Here is a 20,363-nt window from a genome sequence, read left to right as displayed (position 1 = left end):
GCCCAGGACCCGCAGGGGCGCAGGGACGTTCGCTCCGTTCAGCTGTCCGCGGCGACCACCGGTGCCGTCGGCGAACTGGCCCGGGCGCACCAGACCACGGTGAACGTCGTGCTGCAGAGCGCCTATGCTCAGTTGCTGATGCACCTGACCGGTCGGCACGACGTCGTCTTCGGGACCCCGGTCTCGGGGCGGCCGACCGACGTGCCCGGCGCCGAGGCCATGGTCGGTCTGATGATCAACACGGTGCCGGTGCGGGCCACCGTCGCCGCCACCACCAGCGCCGCGGATCTGCTCGACCAGATGCAGCACACCCACAACGCCACGCTGGAACACGAGTACCTGGCGCTCGCCGAGATCCACCGGGTCACCGGGCAGGACAAGCTCTTCGACACCATGTTCGCCTACGAGAACTACCCGCTCGGTGCGGCCACCGCCGGGTTCGGTGACGCCCTGGCCATCACCGAATTCGAGGCGCACGAAGAGAATCACTACCCGCTGACGGTGCAGGTGTCCCCGGGTGCCGAGCTGGGCCTGCGGGTGGAGTTCGACACCGACATCTTCACCCCGGCCGAGATCGACACGTTCATCGCACGGTTCGAGCGGTTGCTGGCCGAGATGATCGCCCACCCCACCCGGGCACTGGCCACCGTCGATCTGCTCGACGAGGCCGAACATGCCCGGCTCGACGCGTTCGCGCACCGGCCGGTCCTGGCCGCACCGGCACCCGCCGCGTCCATCCCGGAGCTGTTCGCCGCGCAGGCCGCGCGCACCCCGGACGCGGTGGCCGTCCGGTTCAACGGTAGCTCGACGACCTACCGTGAACTCGACGAATCCGCGAACCGAATGGCACATCTGCTGGCCGAACACGGCGCCGGCCCAGGCCAATTCGTTGCGCTGATGTTCCCACGGTGCACCGACGCGATCGTGGCCATCCTGGCCGTGCTCAAGACCGGCGCGGCCTACCTGCCGATCGATCCGGCCATGCCCGCCGAACGCCTGACGTTCATGCTCACCGACACCGCACCCGTCGCCGTGGTGACGGGCCGCGAGCAGGCGACCCGCTTCGGGGAGCTGCCGGTGATCGACCCGGCGGACCCACGTCTGGGCACGCAGCCCGCCACGGCGCCGCCGGGGCCGTCACCGGATGACATCGCCTACGTCATCTACACCTCGGGTACCACAGGCGTCCCCAAAGGTGTTCTCGTCAGCCACCGCAACGTGACCGGGCAGTTCTCCACCCCGGTCCTGGGCCGCGCCGGGGAGGTGTGGGCGCTGTGCCACTCCTTCGCGTTCGACTTCTCGGTGGGCGAGATGTGGGCGGCGCTGCTGCACGGCGGGCGCCTGGTGGTGGTGCCCGAATCCGTCACCGCGACACCGGAGGACCTCCACGCCCTGTTGATCGCCGAACAGGTCACCGCGCTGGGCCAGACCCCGTCGGCGGCCGCGCTGCTCGCCCCCGAGGGCCTGGAATCGGTGACCCTGCTGGTGGGCGGTGAGGCCTGCCAGAGCGGCATCGTCGACCGCTGGAGCGCCGACGGTCGCACCATGGTCAACATCTACGGCCCGACCGAAGGCACCGTGTACGCCTCGGTCAGCGACCCGCTGACGCCGGGCGGTCCGATGCCGATCGGTGCACCCGTGCCGGGCGCGGCGACCTTCGTGCTCGACGCGTTCCTGCGGCCGGCGCCCGTCGGGGTCATCGGTGAGTTGTACGTGGCCGGAACGGGTGTCGCCGTCGGCTACGGAAACCGGCCCGCACTGACCGGCACCCACTTCGTGCCGTGCCCGTTCGGTGCGCCCGGGCAGCGGATGTACCGCACCGGTGATCTGGCGCGCTGGGGTGCCGACGGCCAGCTCGAGCACCTCGGCCGCGCCGACGAGCAGGTCAAGATCCGCGGGTTCCGCATCGAACTCGGCGATGTGCGTACGGCTCTGGCGGCACAGGTGGGTGTCGAGCAGGCGGCGGTGATCGTGCGTGAGGACCGGCCCGGCGACCGCAGGCTGGTCGGCTACATCACCGGTACGGCCGACCCGCTGGCGGTCCGCGCGGCACTGACCGATCTGCTGCCCGGCTACATGGTGCCCGCCACGGTCGTGGACGTACCGGCGTTGCCGGTCAACGTCAACGGCAAGTTGGACGCCCGCGCGCTGCCGTCCCCGGAATACCGGGCCGGCGAATCCCGCACCCCCGACACCGCTACCGAGCAGGCGCTGGCGGCTGTGTTCGCGCGGGTGCTCGGTGTCGAAGAGGTCCGCGCCGACGATTCGTTCTTCGACCTGGGTGGGGACAGCATCGCCGCGATGCGTTTGGTCGCCGCGGTCAATCAGGAACTGGGCAGCGATCTTTCGGTGTCCGCCATCTTCGCGGCGCCAACTGTCGCGGCGCTGGCCATCCAGCTCGACAGCGGCAGCGGCGCAGGCCACGAGATCGCCGCCGTGCAGGTGCTGCAGCACGGCAACGGGACCCCGGTGTTCGTCCCGCACGCCGTCAGCGGTGTCAGCTGGCACTACCAGGTGCTCGCCTGCGTCCTGGACAACCCGATCGTCGGTATCCAGCAGGTCGCCGAGGACGCACCGGCGTCGCTGCGGGAGATGGCCGCCCGGTACGCCGACCGGATCGGAGCCGAGCAACCCGTCCAGCTGCTCGGCTGGTCCTACGGCGGTGTGCTCGCGCACGCCATCGCCGTGGAGGTGCAGCGCCGGGGCGGCACCGTCGCGCGGCTGATCCTGCTCGACGCCGAACCGACGCTGAGCGACAAGGCCAACCCCGCCGTGGATCGTCGTCAGGTCGACGAGCTGCTCGGCACCCAGGACGGTCTGGACGCCACCGCGTTGCTCGATCAGATGGTGCGCAACGTCGACACCAACATCGGCCTCTACCGTGAACACATGGCCGACGTGTTCCAGGGCGAACTGATCGTGTTCTCCGCCGAACGCGATGACGACGACCGCGCCGGCTACCTCGCGCGCCGCTGGGCGCCGCACGTGAGCGGCGCGATCAGCACGCACCGGGTGGACTGCACCCACCAGGACATGCTGGGCGCCGACGCGCTCGAACTGTACGGTCCGCAGCTGCAGCACCTGCTCGACCGTGAGGCGCCGTGAAGCTGAGCCTGTCCCGTAATCGCCCCGAGTCGCCGGACAACGACGAGGCCGGGAAGAAGCTGACGGTCAACGGTGTCTTCGAGCGGCTCGCCCGCGTCGTGGTGCGGCGACCGTGGCTGGTGATCGCGGGCTGGTTGGTGCTCGTCAGTGTGCTCGCCTCGACGCTGCCGCCGTTGATCCAGCTCGCGAGTGACCGCGATCAGGAGATGCTGCCCAGCGACTCCGCGGTGATGGTGGCGACCAAACAGATGACCGCCGCCTTCGGTGAGCCGGGCATCCAGAACATCGCCCTGGTGGTGCTCACCAACGACGGCGGACTCACCGACGCCGACGAGGACGTCTACCGCAGGCTGGTGAACGAGTTACACGGCAACGTCCGCGATGTGGTGATGGTGCAGGACTTCATCACCCAGCCGCCGCTGCGCGATGTGATGCAGAGCAAGGACAACAGAGCCTGGTTCGTGCCGGTCGGCATTGTGGGGGAGTTGGGGTCACCGGAGTCCACCGAGGCCTATCAGCGGGTGGTGACGACCGTCGAGGACGCGGTCGCGGGCTCTGACTTGACGCTGCACATGACCGGGCTGACCGCGACAGTCGCCGAGCGCGAGGCGATCGGGCTGCGGGACCTGCGGTTGATCGAAACCGTCACCGTGGCCGTGGTGCTGGTCATCCTGCTGGTGGTGTATCGCAGTATCGTCACGATGCTGCTGCCGCTGCTGACGATCTCGATCTCGCAGGTGGCCGCGGCGCAGATCGTGGCCGGGCTCGCCGAGATGGGGCTGGCGATCTCGCAGCAGACCCTGGTGTTCATGTCGGCGATGATGATCGGCGCCGGGGTGGACTACGCCGTCTTCCTGATCAGTCGCTACCACGAGTATCTGCGGGCCGGGATGACGCCCGACGATGCGGTGGCCCGGGCCGTCACCGCGATCGGCAAGGTGATCGCCGCCTCGGCGGCGACCGTCGCGGTCACCTTTCTGGGCATGGGGTTCACCACGCTGAAGGTGTTCTCCACCGCCGGGCCCGCGCTGGCCGTCTCGATCGCGGTGGCGTTCTTCGCCTCGGTCACGCTGCTGCCCGCGTTCCTGGTGCTGTGCGGCCGCCGTGGATGGGCCAAACCCCGACGCGAACTCACCAAACAGTTCTGGCGGCGGTCCGCGATCCGCATCGTGCGCAAACCGATGGCGCACCTGGTGTGCAGCATGCTGATCCTGGTGCCGCTGGCGATGTGCGTGCTGGCGATGGACACCAGCTATGACGCGCGCACCGCGCTGCCGCCGTCCGCGGAGAGCAACGTCGGGATGGCCGCGATCGAGGAGCACTTCCCGGCCAGCATCACCGCCCCGCAGTACATCTTCATCCAGTCGCCGCACGATCTGCGGACACCCGAGGCGTTGGCCGATATGGAGCAGATGGCCCAGCGGGTCAGCCAGCTGCCCGATATCGAGTCGGTGCGCGGTGTCACCCGTCCCACCGGGGAACCGCTGGAACAGGCCACCCTGAGCTATCAGGCCGGCGTGATCGGCGACAAACTCGCCGAGGCGTCCTCGAAGATCACCGAGAGCACCGATGCCCGTGCGCAACTGACCGGGGGTGCGGACAAACTCGCCGAGAGTCTGGCCACCGTACGCGGCCAGCTGACCCAGGCCACCTCGGTGTTCGACGGGCTGAAGAAGACGATGGCCGACGTGCGCACCCAGCTCACCAACTCCGACCTGCTACCCAAGATGCCCGGCGACGCGCCGGTGGTGCAGGACGCGGACAGCTTCAAGGAATCGCTGGAATTCACCCGGTTCGTGGTGCGGACGCTGCAGAACAACCCCAACTGCGACATGGACCCGGCCTGCGCGTCCGACCGCGACCGCTGGCAGCGGGTCGTCGAGGTGCTCGACAAGGTGCAGCCCGCCATGGATGCGGCCGGTAAGGTGCTGTCCCAGCTGGGCTCCTCGAAATCCGGTGGGCTGCAGCAGCAGATCGCCAAGATCGACCAGGGCGCCGCGGCGCTGGCCGAGGGCAGCAGGCAGCTCGCCGACGGCGTCAAGACCCTCGACGAGCAGACCGGTGAGCTCGGCAACGGCCTGGAGGATGCGTCGGACTTCCTGCTGTCGATGAAGCGCAACGCCACCGACCCGGGCACCGCCGGGTTCTTCGTGACGCCGGAGATCCTCGACAACGAGAACTTCCAGGACGTCGTCGAGGTGTTCGTGTCCGCGGACGGGCATTCGGCGCGCTACCTGGTCGAGTCCACCCTGGACCCGTATGACACCGGGGCGATGGATCAGGTGAAGACCATCCTGGCCACCGCTCAGGGCGCACAGGTCAACACGGTGCTCGCCGATGCCTCGATCTCGATGTCGGGGATGACCCCGTACTACAGCGAGCTGCGCGACTACTACGACCAGGATCTGCTGTTCATCGTGGTGATGACGGTCGCGGTGGTGTTCCTGATCCTGGTGCTGCTGCTGCGCGCGATCGTCGCCCCGCTGTATCTCGTTGCCACCGTGATTCTTTCGTGCCTGTCCGCGCTGGGCATCGGCGTGCTGGTGTTCCAGATGATCCTCGATCAGCCCATCGCGGCGAGCACGCCGGGGCTGGCGTTCATCGTGCTGGTGGCCGTCGGCGCGGATTACAACATGCTGCTGATCTCCCGGATACGCGACGAATCCCCGCACGGCATCAACTCGGGGGTGATCAAGACCGTCCGCGCCACCGGCAGCGTCATCACCTCGGCCGGGATGATCTTCGCCGCGCCCATGCTGGCCATGTGCTTCAGCAGCATCAGCTCGATGGTGCAGGGCGGCTTCATCATCGGTGTCGGTCTGCTGATCGACACCCTGCTGGTGCGCACCCTGACGGTGCCCGCGCTGGCGGTGCTGGTGGGCAAGTACAACTGGTGGCCGTCGGGGCGCCGCGCGCCTCGCGCATCGGAGTCCGAGCCGCCCCCGCAACGGGAAGACGCGGTACCCGTCAGCTGAACGCGACGCCGGCCGTCCTGGCTCTGTCGACGGCCTCCGCCCGCATCTGCGCGCGCTCCTGCGGCGTCCACCGGGTCGTCGGTTCGAAGACCAGGGTGTCCACGTCATAGCCCAGCATGCCGAACACGTACTCCAGGTAGGGCCGCTGGAAATCCTGCAGCTCGGGATGGCGCCCGTCATAGGCGCTGCTGCGGGTGAGGATGAGTTGCAGCGGCTTTCCCTCACCGAGCGTGCCGACGTGCTCGCCCTTGTCGTTGAGGGTGAAGCTGGCGATCGGCTGCACGATGATGTCGATCCACGCCTTGAGGGCATGGGGCACATGCCAATTCCACATCGGGGTGGACAGCACCAGTCGGTCGAACCCGCGCACCCGCTCGATCTCGTCGAGCACCTGCGCCCAGATCGCCTGCTGCTCAACGGTGACGGTCTCGCCGAACAGCGGAGCGAACTTCGCGATCGCGGCGTCGCGGCCGAACCGCAGCACGTCCTCACCCCATACCGAGAACCGTTCGTACTCCCGGCCTTCCAGGTAGGCCTGGGCCAGTTGCGAGGACAACCCGGCGTCCCCCTTAGGGCTGGCTTCGATCCATAGCGTGCGCATCACACCATCGACGTTCGCGGGATCTTCATGCCCAGCGACAGCGCGCCGGCCAGCTCCCGGCTGGTGTCGTAGTCGAAGACCACGTGCCCGGACAGCACGTCGACGTCCCGCTTGTAACGCTGCAGCGGACTGGACAGGAAGTGGATGCTGGCCCCGCCGGCGCCCATCAGCGTGCCGATGACGGCCCTGGATTCGGCGACGATGTGCGCGGCGGCCAGCCGGGCCTGCGCGCGCACCGGCTTGTCCACCGGATCGCCGGTCAGCACGATGGCCTCGATCTCGCCGACGGTGTCGGCCAGCAGGCCGCGTAGTGCGCGCAGCCGCACCTGCGCCCCGGCCAGGTGTGCCTGGGCGATCGGCTTGTCCTTCTGCATCACGCCCTCATAGGGCAGCACCCGTTCGGCGAGGCGTTGCGCGTAGATCTCGGTGACCCGTTCGGCGCTGCCCAGCGCGGGCATGGCGGCCAGCAGCGCCAGGGCGGGCACCATCGGCCAGCGGTAGGTGGCGGCGTCGTGCAGCCCGGCCCCGGGGGCGGTGCCCGCGTAGATGTCGGTCACCTTGACCAGCCGGTGCTCGGGCACGAAGACGTCGGTGGCGATGGCGTCATTGGAGCCGGTGGCCCGCATGCCGTCGGTGTGCCAGACGTCCTCGACGGCCACGTCCGATATCGGCAGCAGCGCGAGCGCGGGGTAGAGGGCGTCGTCGGCGCCACACAGTGCGGCCACGATGATCCAGTTGCCGTGATTCACCCCGGTGGCCCAGGACCACCGTCCGGTGAGACGGATGCCGCCCTGGGCGGGCAGGYCGCGGCCGGTCGGTGCCAGCGGTGCGGGCGCCAGGAAGGGCCTGCTGCCGAAGGCCTCCTGCTGGGCCTGTTCGCCGAAAAGCGCCAGCATCCAGTTGTGCAGGGCGAAGAAGCCGATCGTCCAGGCGCTGGAGGTGCAGCCGTGGGCCATCCGCCGAACCGGGTCCAGCAGGGCCGGGAATGGGGCCTGCTGTCCTCCGTAACGGGCCGGAACCAACAGATCGGTGAATCCGGACGCCGTCAGGTCGGCGATCGTCGCATCGGGCAGCCTGCGTCGTTCCTCGGCCTCGGCGGCGCGCTGGGCCAGTGCGCCCACGAACTCATCGCTGATGAGGCCGGGGGCCTCGATCGTCGTCATGGCTCAGACCGTACCATACCTTTTAGTATGGAATCCGGGAGTCAGTGCGCCAGCATCAGGTCCAGGAAGCGCTCACTCTGGGCGGCCTGACGGGGGTCCGGTACCCGGCCGGACAGGTGCAGAAAGCCGATACCCACGGCAAAGGTCGCGTTCGCCCGCAGGTCGGCCTCGTCGGTGTCGAACCCGTAGTCCTCGAATGCGGTGCGCACCGCAGCCAGCACGCGCCGGTCGGCGTCGCGCACGCTGTCGGCGACGGCGTCATCCGAGCGCGCCCACTCGCGCATGGCCCGCTCCAGCGTCCAGTGCCGGGGACTCACCAGCGAGGCCATCATCTGGGCGAGACGGTCACGGGGAGGCAACTCGCCGAGGGCCTCGATCTGGCTGCGATCCTCGTCTCGAAGGTCCCGCCAGCCCTCGACGAGCGCGGCGCGGTAGCTGGGCATGCCGTCGAAGTGCCAGTAGAAGCTGCCCTTGGTCACCTTCAACCTGGCACACAAACGATCGATTTTCAGCGTTTTTATGCCGTCTTCGGCGAGGATCGCGTAACCGGCCTGAAGCCAATCGTCGATGGTCAGACGGTTGCCGGACGGGCTCTGGGCGGTCGCCATGAGGGGCAGCCTACGGCGACTCGCGCATACCCCTGACTTTCTGTTGCCGCTCGCTGCGTGTTTTACTGCAAGTCGCGACAACTGAATTCTCGGTCCGCTCCACGATCCGAATCGTACGAGCGGACGCGGATACCGCAGTGCAAAGAGGCACTGCGGTATCTCTGGGTGATGGGACACATCACCAAGGGTCGGGCGGGACCGTGACAATTAGAGTTGGGAAAAATTTGATGCAGAACGTTGTAGGCCGGTGGATGCGCCGGATCGGGGCCGTCGCCGCGGCCGCGCTGGTGGTACCGGGTGCGATCGCAGTTGCAGGTGGCGCAGCCACCGCGGGTGCCTTCTCCCGCCCGGGTCTTCCGGTTGAGTACCTGATGGTGCCGTCGGCCGGAATGGGCCGCGATATCAAGGTCCAGTTCCAGAGCGGTGGCGAGAACTCGCCCGCCGTGTACATGCTGGACGGCCTGCGCGCGCAGGAAGACTTCAGTGGCTGGGACATCAACACCCAGGCCTTCGAGTGGTTCCTCGACAGCGGCCTCTCGCTGGTCATGCCCGTTGGTGGGCAGTCGAGCTTCTACGCCGACTGGTACGCGCCGGCCCGTAACAAGGGTCCGACCGTCACCTACAAGTGGGAGACCTTCCTGACCCAGGAGCTCCCCGCCTTCCTGMAGGCCAACAAGGCCGTCAAGCCCACCGGTAGCGCCGCGGTCGGCCTGTCGATGGCCGGTTCGGCCTCGCTGAACCTGGCGACCTGGCACCCGGAGCAGTTCATCTACGCCGGCTCCATGTCGGGCTTCCTGAACCCCTCCGAGGGCTGGTGGCCGTTCCTGATCAACATCTCCATGGGTGACGCCGGCGGCTTCAAGGCCGACGACATGTGGGGCAAGACCCAGGATCCGAACAGCGGCTGGAAGCGCAATGACCCGATGGTCAACATCCCGACGCTGGTGGCCAACAACACCCGCCTCTGGGTCTACTGCGGTAACGGCCAGCCCAACGAGCTCGGCGGCGGCGATCTGCCCGCAACCTTCCTCGAGGATCTGACCATCCGCACCAACATCACCTTCCGCGACAACTACCTCGCCGCGGGCGGATCGAACGGTGTCTTCAACTTCCCGAACAACGGCACGCACAACTGGGCGTACTGGGGCCGGGAGCTTCAGGCCATGCTGCCCGACCTGCAGCGTGTTCTGGGCGCATAAGTAAGCAGGAGAAAATCCCCCGAGGCGTATCGCCTCGGGGGATTTTTTATGTCCGCGACCGGATGGGTCAGTCTCGTGACGCGGACGTCGGCGTCACGGGACGTGCCGTCGCTGCCGTGAATGGTGGGCGCGGGCCGCGATTCCCCTCAGATCGCGGCTCGCGCCCACTCCTGTTGGCCCGGGCCACGTGGACGACGAAGCCGGGGCGGAACAGGCGCATCGGTGAATCCACCATGCCGGTCACCCGGGCCAGCTGGATCGCCGTGTGTGGATCGGTTTCCGCGGCGGTCAGCACCCAGTCCAGGTAGGCATTGGACAGCCGCATGGACAACGGCCGTGGACCGTCGACCTCCGGTAGCGACAGATCGGACCCCACCGCGGTCTGCCAGGCCACCCGCAGCTTGCGGCTCGCCTTGCGCAGAAACCGCTGGGGCAGGTCGCGGTCGCCGTGACGCAGGCAGTCGCGCAGGAGCGTCGATTCGATCGCGGCCATGGTCATGCCCTGGCCGTAGATCGGGTTGAAGCTGCAGATGGCATCCCCGARGACGATGAGGCCCTGGGGAAACCGCTTCATCTTGTCGTAGCGCCGCCAGCGGTTCGATGGCACGCGGTAGTGGTCGACCCCGCCGATCGGCGTAGCCGAGCGCACTGCGGCCAACGCGTGCTCCGGAGCGAATCCTTCGCCGAAGGCCAGCAACTCGGACAGATCGGCGGGCGGTGGGTGTCCGACCATCGATCCGACGGTCAATATCCAGCTGTCGTTCTCGTAGCCGACCAGCGCCCAGGTGGTGGGCCGGCCCGGTTCGGGAAAGTAGGCGAGCGACTGTTCGGGCAGAGCGTTTCTCGGCATCTGGAACAGCTGGCTGGCGTAGGCGAGTTTGACGACCAGTTCATCCTCGGGCGGACGCCCGTAACCCAGTTCCTCGAGGAACACCGGGGTCCTGGATCCGCGCCCGGTGGCGTCGACGACCAGGTCCGCGTCCACCGACTTGGATTCGCCGTCACCGACCAGCCGCACCCCCGTGACACGTGCACCGCCCGGCGTCGACATCAGGCCGACGACATCGTGTCCGTCCAGCAAGGCCACATTCGGCAGCGCCAGGATCCGGCGCCGAATATTGCGCTCCAACAATGGGCGAGTGGCGAAGTGTAGTTCTGAGGTATCGGTCGTGGTGGCATCGGGTGAATGCGTGAATTCGTGCCCGCCGAAGGCAATCCGGAGCTTGGACAGATCGCCGCCGGAAAGCGATGACACGCCGTCCGCCGCCAGATCGTCGTGAAAGCCGGGGAACAGGTCGGCCAGGATCATCGAGCTGCGAGCAAGCAGAACGTGCGCATGACGACCCTGCGGCACTCCGCGGCGGGCGGTCGGCTCGTCGGTCAGCACATCGCGTTCGACGATGGTGACATCGCGGTAATGCTCGGCCAGCACCCGGGCAGCCAGCAGGCCACCGATACTGCCGCCCAGCACCACCGCTCGCTCACCGAGGAACACCATGGGTGGATTCTGCGGGCAGTCGAGGTCGGCACCATAGAGTAGGCGGCTACTCGATTCGGCCGACGTGCTGTCAAGCAGTTCTTGACGCGACGCCGTGTGTCAACTTAATATTGACGTATGCCCGAATCGTTTACGTCGCTCGGTCGGCAGCTTCATCACCAACTCGGCCAGATTCTGGCTGCCCCGGTGTTGCAGGGCGAGGACGATCCCATCGCGTCGGTGCGTGCCGCCCGCGAGATTCGGGACCGCGCTGAGGCGTTGATGGCCGCGGCGGTCCTGCAGGCGCGCGAGACCGGCCGCACCTGGCAGGAGATCGGCGAGGTCCTCGGTGTGTCGCGCCAGGCCGCGTTCCAGCGCTACGGCAAGCCCATCGATCCACGAACAGGAGAAGCCATGAACACTCAGATACTTCCCCAGGCCGACGAGTTGAGCAGGGCGGTCATCGACGATCTCGCGCACGCCCGGTGGGCCGATGTCACCGCGCGCTTCGATGCGGTGATGCGCGACCGGCTCACCGAGGAAGGACTTGCCGAGGCGTGGGCGCACATCGTGGGGTTGGCCGGGGCCTACGAGTCCCACGGCGACACCGAGGCCGTGCGCGCCGGTGACTTCACCACCACCAACACCCCGTTGAGCTTCGAGGCCGGTGACTTCGTCGCCCGCATCACGTTCCGCGACGACCGGACCCTGGCCGGCCTCTACATTCTCAATCCCGATGTGGCCGCCGGCTAGTAGAGCAGAGTAGAAGAGGTGGCGCCGGCCCCCCCGGTCGGCGCCACCGGGCATCACTTCAGCTGGGCCGACGACAGCCCCAGCAGCCGGCGGGCAACCACCAGTTGCTGGATCTGCTGCGTGCCCTCGAAGATGTCCAGGATCTTCGAATCGCGGGCCCACTTCTCCAGCAGTGTCTGCTCCGAATACCCTGCGGTTCCGGCCATTTCGACGGCCTTGAGGGTGATGTCGCTGGCGACCCGGGCGGCCTTGGCCTTACCCATGGAGGCCTCTTTGGAGTTCGGGATCTTGTTGTCGGCCTGCCATGCCGAACGGATGGTCAGCAGGTAACCGGACTCCCAGTCGGCCTCCATCCGCAGGAACTCCGCGGCCGGCGCGCTCTGCGCGTGGGCGGGCTTGTCGTAGGAGATCTCGATGCCGGCCTCGGTGAGGATGACGCGCAGCTCTTCCAGGGCGGCGCGGGCAATGCCTACCGCCATGGCCGCCACGATCGGCCGGGTGTTGTCGAAGGTCTCCATGGCTCCGCCGAAGCCCTTGTCGGTCTTGACCTCTGGGTCGCCGAGCAGGTTCTCCTTGGGGATCCGCGCGTTCTCGAAGCGGATCACCGCGGTGTCGGAGGCCTTGATGCCCAGCTTGTGTTCGAGACGCTCGACGGTCACACCGGGGTGTTCACGCGGCACCACGAACGACTTGATGGCGGCCCGGCCGAGCGACTTGTCCACCGTCGCCCACACCACGATGTGGGTGGCGCGGGAACCGGCGGTGACGAAGATCTTCTCGCCGTTGATGACGTACTCGTCGCCGTCGAGAATCGCAGTGGTGGAGACCGCGGCCGAGTCGGAGCCGAAGCTCGGCTCGGTGATCGCCATCGAGGCCCACACCTTGCCGAAGCGTTCCAGCTGTTCCTTGGAGGCGACGCTGGAGATCGCGGCGTTGCCGAGGCCCTGGAACGGAATCGACAGCAGCAGGGCGACATCGCCCCAGCTGACCTCGAGGGCGTTCAGCAGCGCGGACATGTTGGCGCCGTTGACGTTTGTCTTCTTGCCCTCATCGTTGCGGCCACCGAAAGCGTCGGCGCCGGCAAAGGAGATGGTCTTTGCCTCTTGCAGGCCTTCGAACAGCTGGGCCAGGGTGTCGAGCTCGACCGGGTAGGCGTGCTCGGCGAGGTCGTACTTGCGGGAGATCGGCCGGAGCATCTCCGCGGCGCCCTGATGTCCCTTTTCGACGACCGCTTGCAGCTTCTTGGGTAGTTCCAGATTGATTGCCATGACTGGGTTTCCGTTCCTGAAGTCTTATGGGCCGTTAAAGGACAACAACACCCTCGGCGACGCCGAGGACCCGCAGATCGCGGTACCAGCGCTCGACCGGGTGTTCCTTGGTGAAGCCGTGGCCGCCGAGCAGCTGGACGCCGTCCAGTCCGATCTGCATGCCCTTGTCGGTGGCGATTCGCTTGGCCAGCGCGGCTTCCCGCGCAAAGGTCAGGCCCTGCTCGGCGCGGGCGGCGCCGCGCAGCGTGATGAGTCGCAGCCCGTCGAGCTCGATGGCGATGTTGGCGGTCATGAAGGCCACCGCCTGCCGGTTGGCGATCGGCTCGCCGAACGCCTCGCGCTCCTTGATGTAGGGGATGACGTAGTCGAGCACGGCGTGTGAGGTACCGACTGCCAGTGCGGCCCAACCCAGTCGGGAGTAGGCGATGGCCTCGGAGTAGTCCTGGGCGAAGTCGGCGTCGGTGCGGTCGTCCTCGCCGAGGCGGTTGTGCAGCGGCACGGCCACATTGTTGAGGGCAACCCGGCCCAGCGCGGCGGCACGCACGCCCATCGACGGATCGGCCTCGACGGTCACGCCCTCGGCGGACGCTTCCACGATGAACAACGCCGGCTTGCCGTTGAGCTGGGCGGCGACGATGAACAGTTCCGCGCTACCCGCAGCGGGGACAAGCGATTTCACACCGGAGAGCCGGTAGCCGCCCGGGGTGCGTACCGCGGTGGTCTTCAGCGCGGTGGGATCGAACAGGGCGTGCGGTTCGGCGATGGCGACACTTGCCTGCGGGACGTTCTCGCCGGCGAACTCGGGCAGGTAGGTGGCCTGCTGCTGCGCACTGCCCCAGTGGGTCAGCGCCGAGGCGACACCGGAGGGCGCCAGGATCGGCAGCGCCAACCCCATGTCGCCGTAGGCAAGCGCCTCGGCGACCAGCGCGCCGGTGACCGTGCTGCGGTGCTCGGCGATACCGTCGAAGCTCTCCGGGATGTTCAGCGAGGTGATGCCCAGTTCGGCGGCCTTCGCGATGAGGTCGGCCGGGTAGGTCACCGCGGCGTCGGCGTCGTGGGCGGCCGGGCGCAGGATCTCATCGGCGAACTCGCTGACCGTTTCGACGATCATCTTCTGATCGTCGTCCGGGGTCAGGTCGAAGTAGTCGGATTCCTTCGGCGCCAAGCGGGTGGGGGAGCCGCCCAGGTTCTGGATCTTCTTGAACTGGCGGGTCGACGCACCGGCGGCCGAGAACGCCGTCTTGACGCCGTAGCGGATGCCCTTGTTCAGCGGGTCGCGCAGGCCGTAGCGGTCCAGGAACTCCTGGCCCATCAGTGGGGTGAGCAGCGCGATGCCGATATCGGTCGCGGTCCGCTTGTGCTTCTGCAGCCCAACGGCGCTTTCGGGGCCTTTGCGCTGAGGACGAGATTCGATCTGAGTCATTTCGGCAGCCTCTAGTGGTGGGGGCAATGCGTGATGACCGTATCTTACTCCAGAGTAAGATAGACGAGGGCTGTAACGAACTTCACAGCGTGGCGAGGACCGCCTCATGCAGCCTGCCGTTGGTGGCCAGCGCGCTGCCGCCGTGCGGACCGGGAGCACCATCGATGCTGGTGAACGTGCCGCCGGCCTCCCGGATCAGGATGTCCAGGGGCGCGATATCCCACACCTTGACCTCGGGCTCGCAGGCGATGTCGACCGCCCCCTCGGCGACCAGGCAGTAGGACCAGAAGTCGCCGTAGGCCCGCACCCGCCACACCGCGTCCGTCAATTTCAGGAAACTCTCCCGCCGGTCGTCCCAGCCCGTCGTCAGGTCCGAGTAGGACAGGCTCGCCGAGGCCAGATCGCTGACCCCGGACACCTGAATGCGCCGTGCGGTGCCGCCGAAGGAGGTGTGCGCGCCCTGGCCCGCGCCGGCCCACCAGCGCCGCCCCAGCGCCGGCGCGCTCACCACGCCGACAATGGGTACGCCGTCCTCGATCAACGCAATCAGCGTGCACCACACCGGAACCCCGCGGACGAAGTTCTTGGTGCCGTCGATGGGGTCGATCACCCACTGGCGTCCCGTCGAAGACGTTGTGCCGCCGAACTCTTCGCCGAACACACTGTCCTCGGGCCGGGCCTGTGACAGGGCAGCACGCAGTGCCTCCTCGGCGCCCTTGTCGGCGTCGGTGACGGGGGTGAGATCGGGTTTGGTCTCGATGTGCAGATCCAGTGCGCCGAAGCGGGCCATCGTCAGCTCGTCGGCCTGGTCGGCGAGGCGCAGGGCAAGGTCGAGATCAGCTTCGCTCATGCCCGCAGTCCTACCATGGCTACGTGATCGAATTCGCGATGATATTGCTGTTGGTCGGTGCGCTGGTGCTCATAGCGCTTCCGTGGATCCGTCGTCGCAGTGCCGGCGGTGCAGGCGGGGGCAACATGGCCAATATGGCGCCCGGCACCTTGCTGGTCACTGGCGTCAGCCCACGCCCGGACGAGGTCGGCGAGCAGTTCGTCACCATCAGCGGTGTCATCAACGGACCGACCGTCAACGAGCACGTCGTCTATCAACGTCTGGCCGTCGACGTGAACCAGTGGCCCACCATCGGCCAGCTGATCGACGTCGTCTACTCGCCCAAGAACCCGGACAAGTGGGGTTTCGCGCCGTCGGCGCCGCCCCCGCCGGCACCCGAGACCTACCCGACTGTCTGAGAGGACACCCGTGCCCCAACCGCTCCCGGCCGGACTCATCGAGCTGCTGCGCAAGCCCAGCCCGTGCTTCGTGGCCACCCTCATGCCCGACGGCTCACCGCAACTCACCGAGACGTGGGTGCACACCGACGGCGAACACATCGTGCTCAACATCGTCGGGGGCTCCCAGAAGGACCGCAACCTCGCCCGCGACCCGCGGGTCGCCATCAATGTCGCCGACCCCGATGAGATCCGGCGGTTCTACGCCGTGCGGGGCCGCGTGACAGCGACCACCGACAAGGGCGGACACGAGAGCATCCACGAGATCTCGCAGAAGTACCTGGGCATCCCGTACCCCTACTTCAGCGGGAATCCGAACGAGACGCGGCTCATCCTCACCATCGAGGCCGACAAGGTCACCCCGCCGCCCGGCGAGTGATCAGCCGGCACCGCCGTTTTCGACACCAGGGTCGCGGGCAGCGGCTGATCGCAGCCCTGGCGTGGAAAATGGCGCGCCAGAAACCTCAGCCGTGCGCGATCCCCAGCAGGTCCGCGACGCTGGTGAGCTTCACCCGTGGCCGGTGCTGCGCGTCGCCGGTCGCGCGCTCGTGCGAGTCGATGCGCGCCCAGTGATCATCGGTGACCAGCAGCGGCTGCCGCGACAGCAGCCACTGCGCCAACTCGGCGTCGTGACCCTCGTCGAAGCCGGGCTCGCCGAGATCACCCAGCAGCGTCTCCACCGTGTCCGCGGAGTCCTTCTTGTTGCTGCCGATGACACCGGACGGCCCGCGCTTGATCCAGCCGACGACGTACTCGTGTTCGCGGCCCTCGATCCGTCCGTCCGCGTGCGGGATGGTGCCGGACTTCTCGTCGAACGGCAATCCGTCCACGGCCACCCCGCGATACCCGACGGCGCGCACCACCAGCTGCACCGGCAGCTCCTCGCGCTCGCCGGTGTCTTTCGCGACGACACGCCCACCTTCGTCAACCAACTCGTTGCGGCCCAACACAATCGACTCCACCCGGTCGGTGCCGCGGATCTCGATGGGGGAGGTGGCGAACCGGAACACCACCCGTCGCTTCGCGCCTTCGGGCTCCATCTCCGCGTACTGCCGCAGCACCTTGATGTTCGTCTTGACGGTCTTGTCGGCCGCCTCGAGATCCTCGTCGGTGATGGCGTCGAAGTCGGCGCGTTCGACGACGATGTCGACCTCGGCCATCTGCTCCATGTGCCCGAGTTCACGCAGCTCCATCGTGGTGAACGGCGCCTGCAGCGGACCGCGCCGGCCCACCACGATGACCTCGCGGACACCGCGCGGCCCCAGCAGATCCAGGGCGTGATCGGCGATATCGGTCTGCGCCAGGATCTCCGGGTCGCTGATCAGGATGCGCGCCACGTCCAGTGCGACGTTGCCGTTGCCGATCACCACCGCGCGGTCGGCCGACAAGTCGGGCGTCACCTCACCGAAATGCGGGTGCGCGTTGTACCAACCGACGAAGTCGACGGCCGCCACACTGCCGGGCAGGTCCTCGCCGGGGATGCCGAGCACCCGGTCGGACTGGGCGCCGATCGCGTAGACGACGGCGTCGTAGCGCTCGRCCAACTCGGMGGCCTGCACATGTTCGCCGATGGAGATGTTGCCGAAGAACCGGAACCGCGGGTCCGCCGAGATCTTCTCGAACTGCGCGCTGATCGACTTGATCTTCGGATGGTCGGGCGCGACACCGGAACGCACCAGCCCCCACGGGGTGGGCAGCATCTCCAACATGTCGACACGGACTTCGAGTTCGGACTTCAACAGCGAAGCGGCGGCAAAGAACCCGGAAGGGCCTGAGCCGACGATCGCCATGTGGTAGGGGCGCATGGCAAGCCTTTTCGTGAGGCTGACCGGCGGCGCGCAAGGGGCTGTCGCGACGTCACCGGACCGGTTACCCGCCCGATGCTAGCCGCGCACCGGCGATCGAGGGCGGAGTCCGGAGAAGCGGCCGGTAACCTCAACAGTCGTGGATCCTGACCGTCTTGCCGATATCGCTGCCCTCGACACCACGCTGACGACCGTGGAGCGGGTGCTCGATGTCGACGGTCTGCGCGGCCGCATCGAGACACTCGAAGCCGAGGCCGCCGACCCGAACCTGTGGAACGACCAGTCGCATGCGCAGAAGGTGACCAGCGAGCTGTCGCACGCGCAGAACGAACTGCGCCGCGTCGAGGAACTGCGCCAGCGCGTCGAGGACCTGCCGGTGCTCTACGAGATGGCCGCCGAGGAAGAAGGTGCGGAAGGCTCCGAAGCGCTCACCGAGGCCGACACCGAGCTGACCAAGCTGCGCGAGGACATCGAGGCCATGGAGGTCCGCACGCTGCTGGCCGGGGAGTACGACCAGCGCGAGGCGTTGGTCAACATCCGGTCCGGCGCCGGGGGCGTCGACGCCGCCGACTGGGCCGAGATGCTGATGCGGATGTACATCCGCTGGGCCGAGGCGCACAAGTACCCCGTCGAGGTGTTCGACACGTCCTACGCCGAAGAGGCCGGCATCAAGAGCGCCACCTTTGCCGTGCACGCCCCCTACGCCTACGGCACGCTGTCGGTCGAGCAGGGCACCCACCGGCTGGTGCGCATCAGCCCGTTCGACAACCAGGGCCGCAGGCAGACCTCGTTCGCAGAGGTCGAGGTGCTGCCCGTGGTGGAGACCACCGACCACATCGAGATCCCGGAGGGCGATATCCGGGTCGACGTGTACCGCTCCAGTGGACCGGGCGGCCAGTCGGTCAACACCACCGACTCGGCGGTGCGCCTGACCCATATCCCGACGGGCATCGTCGTCACCTGCCAGAACGAGAAGTCGCAGCTGCAGAACAAGGTGTCGGCGATGCGCGTCCTGCAGGCCAAGTTGATGGAGCGCAAGCGTCAGGAGGAGCGCGCCGAGATGGATGCGCTCAAGAGCGACAGCGGCAGTTCGTGGGGCAACCAGATGCGCTCCTACGTGCTACACCCGTATCAGATGGTCAAAGACCTACGCACCGAATTCGAGGTCGGTAGCCCGGCAGCGGTTCTCGACGGAGACATCGACGGGTTCCTGGAGGCAGGGATCCGTTGGCGCAATAGGAAAGATGACGACAACTAACAACACGGTGCTCGCGCTGTCAGTGTCCGACCGCTGGCATGACTTCTGGCGCGGCAACATCGGTGAGTGGATCATCACCAAGGGTCTGCGCATCGTCATGCTGGTGATCCTGGCGATCCTGCTGGCGCGGTTCGTCAACTGGGCGGCCCAGCGGATCAGCAGGCGCATCGACGCCGACTTCCGGGAGAGCGACGCGCTGGTGCGCACCGAGACCGCCAAGCACCGCCAGGCGGTGGCCTCGGTGATCTCCTGGGTGACCATCGCGCTGATCTGCGTGGTGGTGCTGCTGCAGATCACCGACATCCTGGCCATCCCGGTCGGCTCGCTGGTCGCGCCGGCCGCGGTGCTGGGCGCCGCGCTCGGTTTCGGCGCGCAGCGCATCGTGCAGGACCTGCTGTCGGGGTTCTTCATCATCACCGAGAAGCAGTACGGCTTCGGTGACCTGGTCACCCTGACGCTGGGCTCGTCCAACGACGCGACGGGCACCGTGGAGGACGTCACGCTGCGCGTCACCAAACTGCGCACCAGCGACGGCGAGGTCTTCACCATCCCCAACGGCCAGATCATGAAATCGCTCAACCTGTCCAAGGACTGGGCGCGCGCGGTGGTCGACATCCCGGTGCCGACGAACGCCGACCTCAACGCGGTCAACGAGCTGCTGCACGCGGTGTGCGAGAACGCCATGAAGGACCCGGCGATGAGCGAGCTGCTGCTGGACCAGCCGCAGCTGATGGGGGTGGAGAGCCTGGAGCTCGACACCGTGAACCTGCGGATGGTGGCGCGCACCCTGCCCGGTAAGCAGTTCGAGGTGGGACGGCAGCTGCGGCTGCTGGTCATCGCGGCGCTGGCCCGGGCCGGCATCGCCACCAAGGCCGAGTCGACCTCGCTGGCCGCCAATTCCGAGGTGCGCGAATGAAGCTGATCTCGCGGCGCTCGGACGGGGATGAGAAGCGCTGGCCCGGCTACGTGTTCGGCGGCCGGATGCGGACCTCCACGATCGCGCTGATCGTGGCGTTCTTCTTCACCTCGTGGCTGTATGAGACGTACAAGCCGGCGCCCCCGGAGCCGGCCCCGGCCACCCAGATCGTCCCGCCGGGTTTCGTGCCCGACCCGGAATACACCTGGGTGCCGCGCACCAATGTGGAGGCGCCGCGCACCACGTACCCGACCACCACGACGACGACCACCACGACCGAGCCGCCGACGACCACCACGACCTCGCCGACGGACCCGACCGATGCGACGGATACGACGTCACCGGGGGACACGCCGACGTCACCGACAGTGACGCCGCCCACCACCACGGTCGTCGACCCGGACGGCCCGAACGGGTTGATCCCGCCCATCACGCTGCCGGTTCTGCCGGGTGCGGCGCCCACCCCGGCGCCGCAGACGACCGCCACACCGCCGCCGCCTGCACGCAGCGCGAACTGACACGCGT

17 protein-coding genes are annotated in these 20,363 nt (G+C 67.7%); 9 read left to right on the top strand and 8 right to left on the bottom strand.

The genetic code is table 11. From position 1 onward, the window contains the following. Positions 1 to 3,105 (top strand): non-ribosomal peptide synthetase (locus tag AC1DTF_RS18820; RefSeq protein WP_477475155.1); only part of this gene is annotated, 3,105 nt, incomplete at its 5' end. Beyond that, positions 3,102 to 6,080, top strand: a complete 2,979-nt coding sequence (locus tag AC1DTF_RS18815; protein WP_477475154.1) for an MMPL/RND family transporter — start codon at positions 3,102 to 3,104, stop codon at positions 6,078 to 6,080. The genes AC1DTF_RS18820 and AC1DTF_RS18815, both read left to right, overlap by 4 nt. Here the strand turns inward: AC1DTF_RS18815 and AC1DTF_RS18810 are convergent. The 3 genes from AC1DTF_RS18810 to AC1DTF_RS18800 are packed head-to-tail and all read right to left on the bottom strand — an operon-like array spanning position 6,073 to position 8,452. After that, the gene (locus tag AC1DTF_RS18810; RefSeq protein WP_477475153.1) at positions 6,073 to 6,681 is read right to left on the bottom strand and encodes an NAD(P)H-dependent oxidoreductase; all 609 of its coding nucleotides are present in this window, start codon (positions 6,679 to 6,681) and stop codon (positions 6,073 to 6,075) included. The two genes, AC1DTF_RS18815 and AC1DTF_RS18810, sit on opposite strands and share 8 nt — an antisense overlap. Next, entirely contained in the window at positions 6,681 to 7,844 is a 1,164-nt protein-coding gene (locus AC1DTF_RS18805) for an acyl-CoA dehydrogenase family protein (RefSeq protein ID WP_477475152.1), read from the bottom strand. The genes AC1DTF_RS18810 and AC1DTF_RS18805 overlap by 1 nt, the downstream gene beginning before the upstream one ends. Positions 7,845 to 7,885: 41 nt before the next feature. Then, complete coding sequence (locus tag AC1DTF_RS18800) at positions 7,886 to 8,452, bottom strand: TetR/AcrR family transcriptional regulator (RefSeq protein ID WP_057167570.1); 567 nt, start codon at positions 8,450 to 8,452, stop codon at positions 7,886 to 7,888. Positions 8,453 to 8,679: 227 nt separating this feature from the next. Here AC1DTF_RS18800 and AC1DTF_RS18795 point away from each other — a divergent pair, with 227 nt between their 5' ends. Then, complete coding sequence (locus AC1DTF_RS18795) at positions 8,680 to 9,651, top strand: esterase family protein (RefSeq protein WP_477475151.1); 972 nt, start codon at positions 8,680 to 8,682, stop codon at positions 9,649 to 9,651. A gap of 67 nt (positions 9,652 to 9,718) precedes the next feature. On the opposite strand, the gene AC1DTF_RS18790 is transcribed toward AC1DTF_RS18795, so the two are convergent. Beyond that, positions 9,719 to 11,149 (bottom strand): FAD-dependent oxidoreductase, encoded by a 1,431-nt coding sequence (locus AC1DTF_RS18790; RefSeq protein WP_477475150.1) that lies wholly within the window; start codon positions 11,147 to 11,149, stop codon positions 9,719 to 9,721. A 117-nt stretch (positions 11,150 to 11,266) separates the two neighbouring features. Between AC1DTF_RS18790 and AC1DTF_RS18785 the strand changes: the two genes are divergently transcribed. Then, positions 11,267 to 11,881 carry a DUF3887 domain-containing protein gene (locus AC1DTF_RS18785; protein ID WP_477475149.1) on the top strand — a complete coding sequence of 205 codons (615 nt, stop codon included), beginning with the start codon at positions 11,267 to 11,269 and terminating at the stop codon, positions 11,879 to 11,881. 53 nt (positions 11,882 to 11,934) lie between these two features. On the opposite strand, the gene AC1DTF_RS18780 is transcribed toward AC1DTF_RS18785, so the two are convergent. The 3 genes from AC1DTF_RS18780 to hisN form a co-directional block, all read right to left on the bottom strand. After that, positions 11,935 to 13,149 carry an acyl-CoA dehydrogenase family protein gene (locus tag AC1DTF_RS18780; RefSeq protein ID WP_057167567.1) on the bottom strand — a complete coding sequence of 405 codons (1,215 nt, stop codon included), beginning with the start codon at positions 13,147 to 13,149 and terminating at the stop codon, positions 11,935 to 11,937. A gap of 34 nt (positions 13,150 to 13,183) precedes the next feature. Continuing rightward, positions 13,184 to 14,572: an acyl-CoA dehydrogenase family protein gene (locus AC1DTF_RS18775; RefSeq protein WP_477475148.1), complete on the bottom strand. Its 1,389-nt coding sequence runs from the start codon at positions 14,570 to 14,572 to the stop codon at positions 13,184 to 13,186. Positions 14,573 to 14,654: 82 nt separating this feature from the next. Next, positions 14,655 to 15,422 carry a histidinol-phosphatase gene (gene hisN / locus AC1DTF_RS18770; protein WP_057167565.1) on the bottom strand — a complete coding sequence of 256 codons (768 nt, stop codon included), beginning with the start codon at positions 15,420 to 15,422 and terminating at the stop codon, positions 14,655 to 14,657. Between the two features lie 23 nt (positions 15,423 to 15,445). Here hisN and AC1DTF_RS18765 point away from each other — a divergent pair, with 23 nt between their 5' ends. Both AC1DTF_RS18765 and AC1DTF_RS18760 read left to right on the top strand, forming a co-directional pair. Then, the gene (locus AC1DTF_RS18765; RefSeq protein WP_477475147.1) at positions 15,446 to 15,820 is read left to right on the top strand and encodes a hypothetical protein; all 375 of its coding nucleotides are present in this window, start codon (positions 15,446 to 15,448) and stop codon (positions 15,818 to 15,820) included. Between the two features lie 10 nt (positions 15,821 to 15,830). Next, positions 15,831 to 16,238: a PPOX class F420-dependent oxidoreductase gene (locus tag AC1DTF_RS18760; protein ID WP_057167563.1), complete on the top strand. Its 408-nt coding sequence runs from the start codon at positions 15,831 to 15,833 to the stop codon at positions 16,236 to 16,238. Between the two features lie 85 nt (positions 16,239 to 16,323). Here AC1DTF_RS18760 and AC1DTF_RS18755 read toward each other — a convergent pair whose 3' ends face one another. After that, the gene (locus tag AC1DTF_RS18755) at positions 16,324 to 17,664 is read right to left on the bottom strand and encodes an FAD-dependent oxidoreductase (protein WP_477475146.1); all 1,341 of its coding nucleotides are present in this window, start codon (positions 17,662 to 17,664) and stop codon (positions 16,324 to 16,326) included. Positions 17,665 to 17,803: 139 nt separating this feature from the next. Here AC1DTF_RS18755 and prfB point away from each other — a divergent pair, with 139 nt between their 5' ends. The 3 genes from prfB to AC1DTF_RS18740 are packed head-to-tail and all read left to right on the top strand — an operon-like array spanning position 17,804 to position 20,356. After that, positions 17,804 to 18,922 (top strand): peptide chain release factor 2, encoded by a 1,119-nt coding sequence (gene prfB, locus AC1DTF_RS18750; RefSeq protein ID WP_057167561.1) that lies wholly within the window; start codon positions 17,804 to 17,806, stop codon positions 18,920 to 18,922. Continuing rightward, positions 18,909 to 19,838 (top strand): mechanosensitive ion channel family protein, encoded by a 930-nt coding sequence (locus tag AC1DTF_RS18745; protein ID WP_057167560.1) that lies wholly within the window; start codon positions 18,909 to 18,911, stop codon positions 19,836 to 19,838. Before prfB ends, AC1DTF_RS18745 begins: the two co-directional genes overlap by 14 nt. After that, complete coding sequence (locus tag AC1DTF_RS18740; protein WP_477475145.1) at positions 19,835 to 20,356, top strand: hypothetical protein; 522 nt, start codon at positions 19,835 to 19,837, stop codon at positions 20,354 to 20,356. The genes AC1DTF_RS18745 and AC1DTF_RS18740 overlap by 4 nt, the downstream gene beginning before the upstream one ends. Positions 20,357 to 20,363 lie beyond the last annotated feature (7 nt).

Source organism: Mycobacterium sp. P4_H6 (assembly GCF_056400845.1).
This window is presented reverse-complemented; position numbering and strand designations above follow the sequence as displayed.